Genomic DNA, 13,522 nt, shown 5'->3' with positions numbered 1-13,522 from the left:
TCAGCCCCTGAGCTCGCCGGCGTCCACCTGCTCACCGGCGTACCGCATCCAGCGGTACGGGACCGGCTGACCGTCGTTCCACTCCTCCATCAAGGCCGCGGGCACGTCGACGAAACCGCTGCCGTGGTAGGCGCGGATCGCCGCCGCGTTCTCCGGGCGGACCCGCAGGAAGACCTCCGAGTAGCCGGCGTCCAGTGCCGGTCCGAGCAACGCCTTGACGAGTTCTCCGCCGACCCCGCGACCCCGGAGCTTCGGGTCCACGATGATCCGGGCGAGCTCGACCTCGTCCTCCTCGTCGTCCAGCCAGATCTCGCCGTAGCCCACCGGCTGCTCGCCGTCGAACAGCAGATAGGAGTGGATGTCCTCCTCGACCGTCCGCCAGCTCGTCCGCAGATCATCCGGGAAGGGGTACTCCACCCGCCCGGACAGCAACGCCACTTCCTTCGCATCGACGGCCCAGCTCGCGACCTCGACGCCGTACCCGTCGGAAAACCCCCGAAGTTCCACGCGCTCCCCCTCAGTTGACGAACTCCACGATCGTTCGCACCAGCTGATCCAGGTACTGCGTGCTGTTCCGGAAGGCGGGCGTCGGCGGTTCGGGACACCCTGCCAGCTCACGACTCCCCCGGATCGACCGCAACAGCGCGTCGACCGTCTTCCGCTGATGCGACGGATTCTCCGGTACCGACGGCAGCACCGCCACCCGAATACGTGTCAGAGCGGCAAGTTCCTGGTCCGTCACACCACGCAGGATGCCGCCGGCCAGCAGGCTTTCCGCGGCGTCGGGCGGGCAGCCGCGGGTCACCAACCCCGTCCGGGCACGTTCGTTCGCGGCGGCGTCGTCGCCGGTCGCGGGCCAGGCCAGCAGGAGGCGATCGACCAGCTCCGGAAACCTCAATGCCAGCAGGACCGCGACCGTACACCCATTGGAGGCGCCAACGATTCTTACCGGACCGGCACGTTTCGCCAGGAGTTCACCGAGGGCCTCGACCTCGACGTCCCACCCACTTGCACACTGCGGACGGTCCGGCGCGAGCACCTCCACGCCGTACGACGTGAGTCCGGCGGTGATGCCCGGCGTACCCCAGAACTTGGCTGCGTCCATGGCTTCCCAGAGGCCGCCGTGGACCAGGAGCACGGTCATCCGTGGTGCGGGGGGACCTCGTTCAGGATGCGCTCGTCGTCGTCGCTGCCGAAGTCGTTCTCACCCCAGGACCGCGGGTCGTCGTCACGGGTCTGTTCCGGCAGCAGCGGCTCGTCGTCTTCATACGGGCTCGTCATGCCTCCAGATTACCGAGTCGCCGGGGCGCTCCGGGAGTGATTTCTCCCCGGGGAGCTATACCCGCGACCAGCGCGCGGACGTTACAGCTCTGCCTCGGTTGCCGAACGATCCGGCGGCGTGACCGGAACGACGCGCCGCCGTGATGTTCTGGCACGCACGACGTGACGCCTTTCCAGCATCATGGGTGACCTTGCCAACCCGGAAGGACCGAGTCGTGAGTGCATTACGGACACGGGGCCTGATCGGTGCGACGCTCGTCGTGGCTGTTCTCGGTGTTGCCGCCGCCTGCGGTAACGAGAACTCCACCTCTCCGCCCGCCGCCCAGCCCACGGACACGCCGACCACCCCCGGCACCCCCACGCCGTCACCCACCCCCAGCGGCACACCGAGCACCGACTGCCCCGAGACCATCGCGGCCGTCCGCGCCGCCGCCGACAAGGCGGTCTGGGGCCAGGGTGCCGCGACCTCAGCGTTCCACCCCGTCAGCGTGACGATCTGCCAGTACGACGCGGCGGCGTCCGGGCAGGACTACGCGACCGTCACCACGAAACGCACCGGCAAGCAGGCGACCGATCTGCTCGCCCTGGTCAACGCGGCGAAACCTGTCGCAAAGAAGCCGAGCATCTGCACCAAGGAACTCGGCCCGACCTACGTCATGCGGTTCACCGACAACGACCGCGGCGTGCTGTCGATCACGGCCGAGGCCTTCGGCTGCCACCGCCTGGTGGCGACCTCCCTGGAGGGTCCGGGCAAGCCGGGCACCCTGCCGGCGCCGCGCCAGGTAACCGGCGAGCTGACCAAGGCACTCGGCCTCCGCTGACCCCCCGCGCCGGACGTGCACCCCGAAGCCGTCCGAAGCGGGGTCAACCCGCGCCTGCCTTGCGGGTCCCTCCACAGGTCGACCCGCGAGGCAGGTTGCGGCGGCCGGCGCGTTGCCGCACGCTGATGCATGCGAACGATCCGGCTGCTGTGCGCGCTGGTCCTCGCCACCAGCGCCTGCTCGGCGCCGACAGGTGCTGCCGACTGCACGCCGGGCTTCACCTGTACGACAGTTCACGTCCCGGTCGATCGCCAGCGCCCCGACGGCCCGTCGCTCGATCTCGCAGTCATCGCGGCCGACAACGTCGACGCACCACGCGGTGTTCTCCTGCTCCTCACCGGCGGCCCCGGCCAGCCCGGCGTACCGCTCCTGCCCAGCCTCAAGCGCAACGTGCACCCCGACGTACTGCGCGAGTACCGGCTCGTCATGCTCGACCAACGCGGCACGGGCTCGAACGGCATCAATTGCCCTTCATTACAAGAGACCGTCGGCGGCTCGGACTTCCTCACACCGCCGCCAGCCGCTGTCGACGAGTGCGCTCAGCGGATCGGCGCGGGCCTCGGGTACTACGGCACACCCGACACCGTCGACGACATCGAGCAGCTGCGCCAGTCCCTCAAGGTCGACAGGCTGACCCTCGACGGGACGTCGTACGGGAGCTTCACGGCGGCGCAGTACGGCTTGAAGTATCCGAGCCATGTCCAGTCGCTCGTGCTGGATTCCGTCGTACCGCACAAGGGTTTCGATCCGATGGGCGTCGATCTGATGGCAGCGACCGGTCCGGTACTCAAGGCCGCGTGCCGTCAGGATCCAACGTGTACGACGGATCCGGTGGCGGACCTGGCCTGGCTGGTGCAGCACGGTGTCAGCGGGACCGACCTGATGGAGACGCTGTCGGTCGCGAGCCTCAACTCGGTAAACCCAACGCTCAAAGGGATTCCGGCCACTTTGCACGCCGCACGCACCAGCGACGACACCGGCTTGAAGCAGCTCCTCCAGCAAACCAGCAGCAGAGGACTCGAGTACAGCACGCTCTCCGCGGGACTGCACATGGCCACCCTCTGCTCGGACCTCCGCTTCCCGTGGTCCGGCAAGCCCGATCGCGAGACCGCTCTCAACGACGCCGTACGACGCTTGAACGCAAAGCACCTGTACCCGTACGACGTGGTGACCGCGCGCAGCCAGCTGATGATCCAGGGCTGCCTGCGCTGGCCGGCCGCCCGCGTGTCGACGTACCCGGCCGCACAGGAACTGTTGCCACGCACGCTGATCCTGCACGGGAGTAACGACCTGTTCTGTCCACTGGACTGGTCCAGATGGGAGCAGGAGCACTCGCGGGACGCGAAGCTGGTTGTCATCCCCGGCAGCGGGCACAGCGTGCAACGGGATCCCCGTGGGCAGGAAGCGGTCCGGGCGTTCCTGCTGGACTAGAGACGGAACTGTGCGCCAACGGTTGCAGCACGTGGGCGGCTCGATGCGTCTAATAGGTGTGAGGAGTTGTACGCCCAGCCAGGGAGTGGCGCGTGGAGTTCGAGGAGTACGTATCCGCCCGTGGACAGGAACTGGTGCGGCTCGGGTTCACGGTCTCCGGCGACTACCAGCGAGCGGAGGACCTTGCGCAGATCGCGTTGATGCAGGCGTTCCGCTCCTGGCGGAAGGTGCGCAACGTCGACGACCCACACCACTACGTCCGGCGCATCCTGGTGAACGAGTTCCTCTCGATGACCCGCCGGCGTTCGTACAGCGAGGCGCCGACGGCCGAGATCGACCCGCAGGGCGCCGTACCCGATCACGCCACGGACATCGCGAACTCCGATGACCTCTGGCGAGCACTTGCCACGTTGTCCGCCCGGGAACGGGTCGTGCTGGTCCTGCGCTACTACCAGGACCTGGACGACCAGACGATCGCCGACGTGCTCGGCATCAAACCGTCCTCCGTGCGTGCGACCGCGAGCCGGGCGCTCGCCTCGCTGCGGGAATCGAAGAAGACCAATCGCATTGATGAGAGGTTGTCGTGAGCAACACCGATCTCGAGGATGACCTGCGGGGTACGTTCGAACGCGCCGCCGCCTCGGTGCCAGAGTCCACCGGCCTGACCGAGCGCGCCACGACCGGCGCGCAGCGGGCCCGGCGGCGTACGTGGATCGTCTCCGGTGCGGCCGCCGCCGCGGTCGCGGCGATCGCCGTCGTGGGCTTCGGGCTGGCCGGCTCGAACAGCAAGCCCTCCCAGCCGCCGGTCGCCGGCGGGCAGGCGCCGGTCTCGGCGACACCCACGCCGAAGCCGCTGACGGCCCAGACGGTGTCCGGCACGTGGCGGCCGCTGCAGATCGCCGGATTCAAGGCGCTGAAGGCGGCCCGGCCGCAGGATCCGGTGCTGGTGTTCCGCCCGGACGGGACGTGGTCGGGTTCGGACGGCTGCAACGGACTCCAGGGGACCTACAGCATCGGACAACGCGGTGAGTTCACCGCGACGCCGGGCCTGCAGCACCTGATCGGCTGCGACAACGTTCCGCACACCGGCGTACTGACGTCTGCCAAGCGGGTCGCGATCGCCGGCGACACGCTGCAGTTCTTCGGCGCCGACGGGCGTCAACTTGCGAGTTACGCTCGCGCACGGTAGTCGCAATTGCTCGCGGACGGTGATCGGCGCTTGACGGAACGGAGTCTCTGACCACACCATCTAGTGGCCGGTCCACCGATCTTGGGAGCTTTGTGCGACTCTCTGTCACCGTCCCGCTGCTCACCCTCGGTTCAGCCTCACTCTTCGCAGTTGTCCTCACCGTGCCCTCGTCGGGTGCGGTCGTGGGTGCCGCGGTGTGTTCTCACGCACAGCCGAGTGCAAGCTCGACCGAGGCGAAGCGGCTGTCGCAACCGACCTCCGCGTCCGACGCGCGGCCGCTCGGCGAGTCGCTCGGCGACGGCATCTCCGCCGCCGTGAGCTCGCTCGAGCCGCTCGACGCGACCGGCCGTCCCACGTCCGGCCTGCCGTACGGGGTGAGCCAGGGCGTCATCGGCGTGGTCGGCTCGGCCACGACCGGCTACAAGGTCGTCGTCGACTCCGCGAAGCTCGACGAGAAGAAGTACCAGTCCGCGATGGCCCGCAACCTGCCGGCGGCCGGCAAGCAGATGGTCGGCGTGGAGCGCAGCTGCCGCTCGGCCCAGTCGATCGCCGACGCCTGGAACGCTGTCGGCGCCCGCGACTGGTCATCCGACGCCGGCCGTACGACGTTCGCCGCGGACCTCGACCCGGTCACCGAGAACGTCTTCGTCGAATACGACCAGGCCACCACGTCGCCAACGTCCCAGGCCGGTCTCCGCAAGCTGTCCGGCGTACAGGTCGTCGCCGGCTCGCTCGCGCGGACGACTCGCCTGAGCGACACCCCGAAGGGCGGCCACTGGGGCGGTGCGCGGATCACGTCCGCGTCGAAGAACTGCACCGCCGGCTTCTCCGTCGTACGGCGCTCCAACGGGCAGCGCGGATCGGTCACCGCCGGCCATTGCGGTGCTGCCGGCACGGTGTGGAAGTCGGGCACCAACTACTACGGCACCACGACGCTCCGGACGAACTACCCGGACTACGACCAGTCGCTGGTCACCGGCAGCGCGTACGGCGCGAAGATCTGGACCGACGGCCCCGGCGACACCGCCAACACCCGCACCGTCACCGGCGGCGGCGACCCCGGCGTCGGCACGGTGGTCTGCCAGTCCGGCAGCTTCAGCACATCCCTGTGCGGCCTCACGGTCCGCTCGAATTCAGCGAAGTACTGCGACGCCGACGGCTGCACGACGTACGTCATCCGCGCCACCCGCGGCGGACTGGTCGCCATCATCGGCGGCGACTCCGGCGGCCCCGTCTACACCCGCCGCGGCACCGCCTCCGCCACCATCCGCGGCCTGGCCTTCGCCGGCGCCGGCTGCGCCGCCTCCCGCTGCACCACCCTCTACGCCGAACGCTACAAATCCATCACCGGCCACCTAGGCGTCACGGCCCTGACCGGCTGACCGCTAAGCTGTCCCCGCGTGCGCCCCCGTAGCTCAGGGGATAGAGCGTCGGTTTCCTAAACCGTGCGTCGCAGGTTCGAATCCTGCCGGGGGCACAGTGGGATGTCTCAGGACATCGGCATGACCGCGGGGGTCGAGGATTTTCACCCCGCGTGGATGAGGAACCCCGTTGGCGGTGGCGGCCATAGTGGCAGGTCAGGACCCCATGCCGCGGGGAGGGCGACGAGAGTCTGATGACCCAGTCGAATGGCCACCCAGCCTCAGCGTCGCCACCTTCCGGCCCTCCCGCCTCCGGTCCTTCCGGCGGTACGCCGGCGATCGACCCGGTCGCCGTCATCCGGTCGAGAGCCTACTTGTCGGCGCTGGTGCTTGCAGCGATTCTGGGTCTTCCGATCTCGGTTATCGCCTACGGCTTCCTGGCGGCGGTTTCTCACCTCCAGACCTACATCTTCGTGGACCTACCGGGTCAGCTCATCGAAGGCGCAGTACCTGCCTGGTGGCCTGTTCCTTGGCTGGTCCTCTGCGGGCTCCTCACCGCACTGACCATCCGATACCTGCCAGGCAACGCAGGGCACTCACCCGCTTTCGGGTTCCACGCCGGAGGTGGCCCAGCCACCAGCCGCGAACTCCCTGGCATCCTCCTTGCAGCGCTCGCCACCCTCAGCCTGGGCGCTGTGCTCGGACCGGAAGCACCCCTGATCGCCATCGGTGGAGGTCTGGCCGCCCTGACCGTGCACCTGGCCAAGAAGGACGCGCCTCCGATGGCGCTGACCATGATGGCGGCGGCCGGAAGCTTCGCAGCAATCAGCACGCTGCTCGGCTCCCCGGTCCTCGGTGCGTTCTTGATCATGGAAGCCGCGGGCATCGGTGGTGCCACGCTGAGCCTGGTCGCGCTGCCGGGGCTGCTCGCCTCCGGCATCGGTGCCTTGGCGTTCGTCGGCCTCGACGCCTGGACCGGGCTGGGCAACTTCTCGCTCGCACTCACCTCGGTACCCCCGGAGGTGGCCCCGACCGTGGCATCGCTCGGCTGGGCCCTGGCCGTCGGGGTCGTCGCTGCGCTCCTGGGCTGGCTGATCCGTTGGATGGCGCTGTCGCTGCGCCCGATCGTGCACCTGAACCGTGTTCTCGTCACCCCGGTACTCGGCCTCCTCATCGGCCTGACCGCCATGAGCTATCAGCTCATCACCGATCACCAGTTCACCGACATCCTGTTCTCCGGCCAGGATGCGATGCCCGACCTGGTCAAGAACGCGTCCGGCTATTCGCTCGCGGTGCTGGTCGTGCTCATCGTGGGCAAGAGCCTGATGTACGGGCTCTCGCTCAGCGCGTTCCGCGGCGGCCCGGTCTTTCCCTCGATGTTCATCGGTGCGGCAGTCGGCATCGCGGTCAGTGGCTTGCCCGGCCTGAGTCTCGCGCCGGCGATCGGCATGGGTATCGGTGCCATGTGCGCAGTCATGCTCCGGCTGCCGCTGACGTCGGTCTTGCTCGCCACGCTGCTGCTCGGGGCCGACGGTCTCTCCGTCACTCCCGAAGTGGTGGTCGCGGTGACGGTAGCCTTCGTCACCACCAGCCGGCTCCCGGCGCCGGCCGCCACAGCCGCGACGTGATCCGCGCCCCGGACCAGGAGCCATCTGTGGTGGTGGCGACCGCTCAGAACACGGTGGTCCAGTCGTTTCTCATGCTGACGGTCGTCCAGCCGGCGGCTTCGGCTTCTTTGAGCGCCTGCTCGGCGCCGGTGGTGTAGTCGAACTCACGCTCGGCGTCGTCGTGGACGACGAGTAGGCGCAGCGTCGGCTTGGAGGCGTGATGCGTGAACTGGAGCATTGGGATGTCACCGTTGGAATTGCCCGCGGCGAGCATTGGGCGGCGGCCTGTGCGGTTCCAGATACGCACCGGCTTCTCCGGCCCGTCGTCAAGGTAGTCGGCCTCAGGTCTGTGGGTGATCGTGCCGCCGGGCCCGTCGCTGGTGTAGGTGAAGGTGGTACTGCTTCCGATCACCCGCTCACGTGGGATGCCGTACACCTCCTGGCTGATGGGCCGCATGAAGTCGCGACCGCCGCCCGAGACGATGTAGTTCGCGAATCCGTTCGCCTCCAGGTAGCCGAGCAGTTCAACCATCGGTGCGTAGGTGCACTGCAGATAGCGCCGACCGAGGGTCGGATGCTGCGCGCTTCGCAGGAAGTCATCAGAGCGTTTCTCGAATTCGTCGACGCTCATCCCCGCGAAGGCCGACAGGATGCCGGCCGCCAAAGTCTTCACATTGGTGTCGTTCCCCGCGTAGTGCTCTGCTATCAGGGCACTCAACCAGCCGTAGTCCCGCTCCGAGGCGGCTTTCCACGGCTGGCGTTCACGCAGCTCGGGTTGCGCCTGCGCCAGCTCGACGAGACGGCGGAGGATGAAGTCGAGTTGGATCGGCATCGGCTTCTCGCACCACAGGGTGCCGTCGTTGTCGAACACTGCCACCCGTTCCTCGACCGCTGCAGCTGCGGATCCGTCCTGTCCGCCGGCTCGTTCGACGAAGTCGACGATTGCCTGCCTGGCGGGACCGTCCCGCCAGCTCGACAGCAACTCGGCGTTCATGTCACGCCCCTTCCGCTCGCGCGCCAACTGTCTGTGTGGCTGTCTATTCACTGGTGGCGGTCATCGGCAGCGCACCGCCCTCCGCGGCCTCACGCTCGTCCTTGTCGGGCAGTCCGCGCACCGCTCCGATGATCGCCACCGCGATGACGGCCCCGATCAGCGGGCCGGCGACATAGACCCACCAGCCCGTGTAGTCGTTACCGATGATGTCGGGCCCGAGAGTGCGGGCCGGGTTCATGGACGCGCCGCTGATCGGGCTGGCGAACAAGCCGAGCAGGGCGACCGTCGAGCCGACCGCGATCGCCGCGTTGTGCCCGATGCTGCGGCCCCCGGTCGCAGTGTTGAGGATGACGCTGGCCAGGATCGCGGTCAGGACGATCTCCATCACCAGCGACTTCCACTCCCCGCCGGGCTTGTCGATCGGGTAGTTCCCGCCCGCTCTGGCGTTGACGAACATCAACTGCAGGAACAGCGCGGCACACATGGCCCCGGCGAACTGGACCACGCAGTACGGCACCACCCATTTGGTGGGAAACACTCCACGGGCGGCAAACGCGACGGTCACAGCGGGGTTGATGTGGAGTCCCGACAGCGGACCCCAGGCATAGATCATTGCCATCACCACAGCCCCCGGCGCGATCACCGCCGCGGTCCTGCTGATCGGTTCGTTGCCCACGTACTGGTTGATCACACCCGATCCGGCCGCCACCGTCACCAGTACGAAGGTGCCCAGGAACTCGATGATCAGCCGGATCCACAACGGCCGTTGCCGCAGGGTGTCTTCCTCGAACCGGATGAAGTACCGGCGCCCAAGTGAGGCCCTGTGCTCAGCATCCGGATCGATGGCGGGTTCTGCCATGGCGCGCGTCCCTTCCTTCTCGGCCGTCCGGGCCGGGTCGCCCGGGTTCGGTTTCAGATGTCGGTGGTCGCCCGGGCCCGACCGTCTTCGACGGCGCTCTTGAGCGCGGCGTAGTCGCTCTCGTTCTGGTCGGCGTACGTTTCGGCGAAGTCGGCGATGGCCTGGTCGAAGGCATCCGATCCGCCGAGGTAGGCGGCCAGGGCGACGCGATCGCCGGAGCGAGCATGAGCGCGGGCCAGGGTCTGTCCGCAGATGCGGGCATAGACATCCATGCCCGAGGGAGCCGTCTGCTCGATCGGAAAGGAGAACTTCCAGTCCTTGAGTTGGCGGACGTAATAGTCGCGGTCAACTCCGTCCGGGCCCGGCATGTGGGTCCAGCCCAGGAAGATATCGCTTTCGGCCTGCATCAGGTGCTGTCCGGCGACCACGCGCTCGCCCTGGTTCCGGTACCGGCTGCGCCCGCAGTAGTCCGCCAGAACCGATCGCTGCGCCTCCTTGGCCTGCAGGAACACCGGTTCGACTCCGTCCCCGCCGTCCATCAGCACGATCCAGGCACGGGTGCCGACGCTGCCCACGCCGACGACCTTGCGAGCCGCCTGGACCAGCGTGAACTGCTCGAGCATGTGCCGCCGGTCCGACTGCAGGGTGCGCCGGTACTTGCCCAGCACAGTGCGGATCTCCTCGTACGCCGCACTGGCCTGCACGTCGGGGAAGACCTCCTCGACAGGAACGACCATCGGGGGGTCACTGATGATCCGCCGACGGCCCTCGACCACCGTGGTCAGCTTGCGCAGCGCCTGCGTGCTGTCGCGGGTGTGAGCCTTGGCCAGCATCTTCTCCGTGGCCTTGAACCCTTTGGCCTTCATCTGCGACCGGAACTGTCCGATGGCCTCTTCGATGTCCAGGTGGGTGTACCAGACCTCCAGGTAGGTCTGGTTCGCGAACCTCCGCATCGCCTTCCGGTACGCCTTCACCGCCGCGAGGACGATCCTGCGGCGGTGCTTGCCTCCGAATCCGTTGTCCCGACCCGCCACCGCCAGGCTCGCCGCCAGCCGCTTGACGTCCCATTCGAACGGGCCGGGCAGCGTCTCGTCGAAGTCGTTGACGTCGAAGACCAGCTCCCGCTCCGGCGAGGCGTACGCGCCGAAATTGGACAGATGCGCATCTCCGCACAACTGCGCCTGCAGCCCCGACGTGGGCGTCGTGGCCAGGTCGGCCGCCATCGGCAGTGCAGCCCCCCGGTAGAAGGTGAACGCCGACACCAGCATCCGCCCGTGCCGGATCGGCACCAGGTCCGGCACCCGCGACTTCGACTGCTCCAGCAACAGCCCCACCGGATCCCGCGGCCCGGGCTGGAACTCCGCATGCGCCTCCCGCGGAGTCACCCTCCGGGCGTCCTTCCCCAGGGCGACCCGGTCCGCATGGCTCAACTGCCCGGATGTCCCGGCCCGCTTCGCGTCTTGACGGAACTCCCGTACGGCAGGGCTCGCCGACCTGCCACCCGCAGTACTCACAGTCATAGCTCCCCCTCCGCCGGTTGATCCGCAGACCGTGGATCCGGGCTCACGGCCCCGCCGCAGACTGTCGCGCTACTCGCGCGACATCATCGCGACGGCTTCGCGCTCCAGGTCGACGTACGGGTCGCCGCTGACATCGACGGCTACGCGCTTGATCTTCCCGCCGGTGAAGAACCACGGTGCGTGGCCGGGGTAGTCCTGGGTGACCGGGTCGCTGCTGTCGCGTCCGACGCACAGGCCGTCGCCGGCCAGCGAGAACTTGCCCGGCTGGGTCTTGATCCGGCCCCCGCCGACCTTGACGTCGCCATGGAAGAGCGACAGCGTTCCGACCGAGACGCCGGGCGGGTCCTCGCCGTCCTTCTCGAAGGCGGCGGACAGGATCAGATCCTCCCCCGTCGGCAGCTCGTCGTCTGCAACGATCTTCTGTTCCAGGCTGCCCACGAAGCTGTAGACGTAGTGCAACCGGTTGTCCTTGACATAGAGGGTATGGCCGCCGAAACGCGAGCCGTGCGCGAACAGCACACCCTGCGCTCCGGGCGTGGCGATGTCGACGACCGCTGCGATCGAATAGGAACGGTTGCGGATGCTGACCGCCTGCGACTCCGGCACGTCGGCGACGCCCGGGTAGTAGACGTAGCGGTTGCGCGCCGGCGAGAGCACCGGTCGCGGCGTCGTGATGAGCTCCAGGGCACCGCGATCGTCGAGCGGGAAGGCGCCGTTGGCTCCGGCCTCGGCGTACCAGAGGTTGATCAGGTCGCGTAGGCGGTCGGGTTCTTCGGCGGCGAGGTCGTGGAGCTCGGCGCGATCGACGTCGGTGTGGTAGAGCTCCCAGGTGTCCTTGCCGAAGTTGCTCCAGCCACTGATGGTCGGGTGGGTCGTGACGGCCTTCCAGCCCTGGTGCCAGATGCTGCGTGAGCCGAGCATCGAGTAGAACTGCGTCTGACGTGCGCTGGGCAGCGGCGCACTGTCGAAGCTGTAGCGCATGCTGATGCCGTCGAAGTGGCTCTGCTGGTGGCCGCCAATGGTCTCGGGCGGCTCGACACCGAGCACGTCGAGGATCGTCGGAACGATGTCGATGGCGTGGTGGTACTGCTCGCGGAGCTCGCCCCTGGCCTCGATGCCGTGCGGCCAGGAAATGATGCACGGGTCTGACGTGCCGCCCTCGAACTCGTAGCGTTTCCACATCTTGAACGGTGTGTTGAACGCCATCGCCCAGCCGTTCGGGTAGTGGTTGTACGTCGCCGGGCTGCCGAGCTCGTCGAGCTTGGCGAGATTCTCCTGGAGGTCGTCCGGGATCCCGTTGCACAACTTGTTCTCGTTGACCGACCCGTTGGGGCCGCCCTCGCCGCTGGCACCGTTGTCGGAGACCACGATGATCATCGTGTTCTCGCTCTGGCCGGTCTCCTCGAGGTAGTCCAGTAGCCGGCCGATCTGCGCGTCGGTGTGCGCCAGGAAGCCGGCGTACACCTCTGCCATGCGGCTGAACAGCCGCTGCTCCTCACCGGACAGCGAGTCCCACGGCCTGGTGTAGTCGAGGGCCGGGTAGGGCTGGTCGTTGGGGCCGGTGCGGCTCTCGGGCGTCCCGATCGGATTCAGCGGCGGCAGGTTCGTGTCGGGCGGGACGATGCCCAGCTCCTTCTGACGAGCCAGCGTCTGCTCCCGCAGGACTTCGTAGCCCATGTCGAAGCGTCCCTTGAAGCGATCGATCCACTCCTTCGGCGCGTGGTGCGGGGCGTGACAGGCGCCCGGGGCGTAGTAGAGGAAGAACGGCTTGTCCGGGGCCATCACCTTGGCGTCCGTGATGAACTCCAGCGCCCTGTCGGTGAGGTCCTCCGTGAGGTGGTATCCCTCCGCGGGCGAGAGCGGCGGGTCGACGGGGTGGTTGTCGTAGACCAGGTCCGGATACCACTGGTTCGTCTCGGCCCCGAGGAACCCGTACCACCGTTCGAAGCCCCTGCCGCTCGGCCAGTTGCGCCGCGAGGAGGCCAGGTTCATCTCGGACTCCGGACACAGGTGCCACTTGCCGACCATGTACGTGTTCCAACCCTGGGCTCCGAGGATCTCCTGGATCTGACCGTTCCCGGGCGGGATCACCCCGTTGGCATTGGGGAACCCGCTGGCGCACTCGGTGATGCACGCCATGCCGTTGCGGGTGTGGTTGCGGCCGGTCAGCAGGCAGGAGCGCGTCGGCGAGCACAGCGCCGTCGTGTGCCACTGCGTGTACCGCACCCCGGCGCCGGCGATCCGTTCGATGTTCGGCGTCTCGACCGGACCGCCGTAGCAACCCATGGCCGAGAACCCCACATCGTCGAGCACGATGTACACCACGCTCGCCGCGCCCTCAGGCGCCTTCGGCGGCTCGAACGGCGACCAGTCAGGCACCGAATCACGGATGTCGGTATTGATAACTCCCCTGAACGGCTCACCCATGATCGACTCCCTCGAACCAGCCTCCCCGGGGC

13 protein-coding genes and 1 tRNA gene are annotated in these 13,522 nt (G+C 68.0%); 7 read left to right on the top strand and 7 right to left on the bottom strand.

Annotation, left to right across the window (positions count from 1 at the left end; translation table 11 throughout):
• From FDA38_RS37875 to FDA38_RS42510, 3 genes are read right to left on the bottom strand one after another with little or no spacing between them, the layout of a single operon-like run.
• The gene (locus FDA38_RS37875) at positions 1 to 507 is read right to left on the bottom strand and encodes a GNAT family N-acetyltransferase (protein ID WP_137258976.1); all 507 of its coding nucleotides are present in this window, start codon (positions 505 to 507) and stop codon (positions 1 to 3) included.
• Positions 508 to 517: 10 nt separating this feature from the next.
• Complete coding sequence (locus FDA38_RS37870) at positions 518 to 1,144, bottom strand: alpha/beta fold hydrolase (protein ID WP_137258975.1); 627 nt, start codon at positions 1,142 to 1,144, stop codon at positions 518 to 520.
• Positions 1,141 to 1,281, bottom strand: coding sequence for a hypothetical protein (locus FDA38_RS42510; RefSeq protein WP_170990002.1), 141 nt, complete (start codon positions 1,279 to 1,281; stop codon positions 1,141 to 1,143). Before FDA38_RS42510 ends, FDA38_RS37870 begins: the two co-directional genes overlap by 4 nt.
• A 215-nt stretch (positions 1,282 to 1,496) precedes the next feature.
• Between FDA38_RS42510 and FDA38_RS37860 the strand changes: the two genes are divergently transcribed.
• The 7 genes from FDA38_RS37860 to FDA38_RS37830 all read left to right on the top strand — a co-directional run bounded on the left by FDA38_RS37860 (position 1,497) and on the right by FDA38_RS37830 (position 7,711).
• Entirely contained in the window at positions 1,497 to 2,102 is a 606-nt protein-coding gene (locus tag FDA38_RS37860) for a hypothetical protein (RefSeq protein WP_233715167.1), read from the top strand.
• A gap of 129 nt (positions 2,103 to 2,231) precedes the next feature.
• Positions 2,232 to 3,533 (top strand): alpha/beta hydrolase, encoded by a 1,302-nt coding sequence (locus FDA38_RS37855; RefSeq protein ID WP_137258974.1) that lies wholly within the window; start codon positions 2,232 to 2,234, stop codon positions 3,531 to 3,533.
• A 92-nt stretch (positions 3,534 to 3,625) separates the two neighbouring features.
• Positions 3,626 to 4,120 (top strand): SigE family RNA polymerase sigma factor, encoded by a 495-nt coding sequence (locus FDA38_RS37850; RefSeq protein WP_137258973.1) that lies wholly within the window; start codon positions 3,626 to 3,628, stop codon positions 4,118 to 4,120.
• Positions 4,117 to 4,722: an META domain-containing protein gene (locus tag FDA38_RS37845; protein WP_137258972.1), complete on the top strand. Its 606-nt coding sequence runs from the start codon at positions 4,117 to 4,119 to the stop codon at positions 4,720 to 4,722. Before FDA38_RS37850 ends, FDA38_RS37845 begins: the two co-directional genes overlap by 4 nt.
• 92 nt (positions 4,723 to 4,814) lie before the next feature.
• Positions 4,815 to 6,104 carry a chymotrypsin family serine protease gene (locus FDA38_RS37840; RefSeq protein ID WP_137258971.1) on the top strand — a complete coding sequence of 430 codons (1,290 nt, stop codon included), beginning with the start codon at positions 4,815 to 4,817 and terminating at the stop codon, positions 6,102 to 6,104.
• Positions 6,105 to 6,126: 22 nt separating this feature from the next.
• Positions 6,127 to 6,199, top strand: a tRNA-Arg gene (locus FDA38_RS37835).
• Between the two features lie 138 nt (positions 6,200 to 6,337).
• On the top strand, positions 6,338 to 7,711 hold the full coding sequence (locus tag FDA38_RS37830; protein WP_137258970.1) for a chloride channel protein: 1,374 nt from the start codon (positions 6,338 to 6,340) through the stop codon (positions 7,709 to 7,711).
• A 43-nt stretch (positions 7,712 to 7,754) separates the two neighbouring features.
• Here FDA38_RS37830 and FDA38_RS37825 read toward each other — a convergent pair whose 3' ends face one another.
• From FDA38_RS37825 to FDA38_RS37810, 4 genes are all read right to left on the bottom strand, one after another.
• Positions 7,755 to 8,561 (bottom strand): HAD family hydrolase, encoded by an 807-nt coding sequence (locus FDA38_RS37825; protein WP_202878022.1) that lies wholly within the window; start codon positions 8,559 to 8,561, stop codon positions 7,755 to 7,757.
• A 166-nt stretch (positions 8,562 to 8,727) separates the two neighbouring features.
• Positions 8,728 to 9,543, bottom strand: a complete 816-nt coding sequence (locus FDA38_RS37820) for an MIP/aquaporin family protein (protein WP_137258968.1) — start codon at positions 9,541 to 9,543, stop codon at positions 8,728 to 8,730.
• A 53-nt stretch (positions 9,544 to 9,596) separates the two neighbouring features.
• Positions 9,597 to 11,063, bottom strand: coding sequence for a DUF2252 domain-containing protein (locus FDA38_RS37815; RefSeq protein WP_137258967.1), 1,467 nt, complete (start codon positions 11,061 to 11,063; stop codon positions 9,597 to 9,599).
• A gap of 69 nt (positions 11,064 to 11,132) precedes the next feature.
• Positions 11,133 to 13,490 carry an arylsulfatase gene (locus FDA38_RS37810; RefSeq protein WP_137258966.1) on the bottom strand — a complete coding sequence of 786 codons (2,358 nt, stop codon included), beginning with the start codon at positions 13,488 to 13,490 and terminating at the stop codon, positions 11,133 to 11,135.
• Positions 13,491 to 13,522 lie beyond the last annotated feature (32 nt).

The organism is Kribbella jiaozuonensis (assembly GCF_005233875.1).
Lineage (GTDB): Bacteria > Actinomycetota > Actinomycetes > Propionibacteriales > Kribbellaceae > Kribbella > Kribbella jiaozuonensis.
This window is presented reverse-complemented; position numbering and strand designations above follow the sequence as displayed.

Coding starts and splice junctions, on each gene's coding strand:
- FDA38_RS37870 (WP_137258975.1), bottom strand. CDS start 1,144: ATGACCGTGCTCCTGGTCCACGGCGGCCTCTGGGAAGCCATGGACGCA.
- FDA38_RS42510 (WP_170990002.1), bottom strand. CDS start 1,281: ATGACGAGCCCGTATGAAGACGACGAGCCGCTGCTGCCGGAACAGACC.
- FDA38_RS37855 (WP_137258974.1), top strand. CDS start 2,232: ATGCGAACGATCCGGCTGCTGTGCGCGCTGGTCCTCGCCACCAGCGCC.
- FDA38_RS37830 (WP_137258970.1), top strand. CDS start 6,338: ATGACCCAGTCGAATGGCCACCCAGCCTCAGCGTCGCCACCTTCCGGC.
- FDA38_RS37820 (WP_137258968.1), bottom strand. CDS start 9,543: ATGGCAGAACCCGCCATCGATCCGGATGCTGAGCACAGGGCCTCACTT.
- FDA38_RS37815 (WP_137258967.1), bottom strand. CDS start 11,063: ATGACTGTGAGTACTGCGGGTGGCAGGTCGGCGAGCCCTGCCGTACGG.
- FDA38_RS37810 (WP_137258966.1), bottom strand. CDS start 13,490: ATGGGTGAGCCGTTCAGGGGAGTTATCAATACCGACATCCGTGATTCG.